General features: G+C 50.8%; 6 tRNA genes. All 6 read left to right on the top strand.

Going from position 1 to position 657, the window contains the following annotated elements:
- Nucleotides 1-41: 41 nt before the first annotated feature.
- The 6 genes from ACWPAB_RS15380 (at nucleotide 42) to ACWPAB_RS15355 (ending at nucleotide 613) form a co-directional block, all read left to right on the top strand.
- A tRNA-Thr gene (locus ACWPAB_RS15380) sits at nucleotides 42-114 on the top strand.
- 33 nt (nucleotides 115-147) lie between these two features.
- Nucleotides 148-219 (top strand) — tRNA-Gly (locus tag ACWPAB_RS15375).
- Between the two features lie 60 nt (nucleotides 220-279).
- Nucleotides 280-353: transfer RNA gene (locus tag ACWPAB_RS15370), tRNA-Arg, on the top strand.
- Nucleotides 354-357: 4 nt separating this feature from the next.
- Nucleotides 358-431, top strand: a tRNA-Pro gene (locus ACWPAB_RS15365).
- A 26-nt stretch (nucleotides 432-457) separates the two neighbouring features.
- Nucleotides 458-531, top strand: a tRNA-Met gene (locus tag ACWPAB_RS15360).
- 8 nt (nucleotides 532-539) lie between these two features.
- Nucleotides 540-613: transfer RNA gene (locus ACWPAB_RS15355), tRNA-Ile, on the top strand.
- The last annotated feature ends 44 nt before the right edge of the window (nucleotides 614-657 follow it).

The following is a 657-nucleotide window of genomic DNA, read 5'->3' as shown; positions in this document are numbered from 1 at the left end:
GAGAATTATTGGTTTTAAATGGCGGCTCAAGTCGATTTTTCGCCGACTTAGCTCAGTTGGTAGAGCATCTGTCTTGTAAACAGGGGGTCGAAGGTTCGAATCCTTTAGTCGGCATGGTACCAATAATTTGATAGCACCATGTTTCATGCGGAAGTAGTTCAGTGGTAGAACATCACCTTGCCATGGTGGGGGTCGCGGGTTCGAATCCCGTCTTCCGCTTTCCAAGCACAGTGCCGAGGGTGTGCTTGGTCAAACCTATCCTCGGCATTATCATGATTTGCACCCATAGCGCAATTGGATAGAGTGTCTGACTACGAATCAGAAGGTTGTAGGTTCGACTCCTACTGGGTGCATTATCGGGAAATAGCTCAGCTTGGTAGAGCACCTGGTTTGGGACCAGGGGGTCGCAGGTTCGAATCCTGTTTTCCCGATTGGACATTTTTGTCCCTTAGTTTTTCGCGGTGTAGCTCAGCTGGCTAGAGCGTCCGGTTCATACCCGGGAGGTCGAGGGTTCGATCCCCCCCGCCGCGATTGAGCTTGGACCTTTAGCTCAGTTGGTTAGAGCAGACGGCTCATAACCGTCCGGTCGTAGGTTCGAGCCCTACAAGGTCCATCTTTACAGGGTGGTCGCTGTTCGGTATAATCGATATGTTATTG

This window comes from Lacticaseibacillus sp. 30 (assembly GCF_053819265.1).
This window is presented reverse-complemented; position numbering and strand designations above follow the sequence as displayed.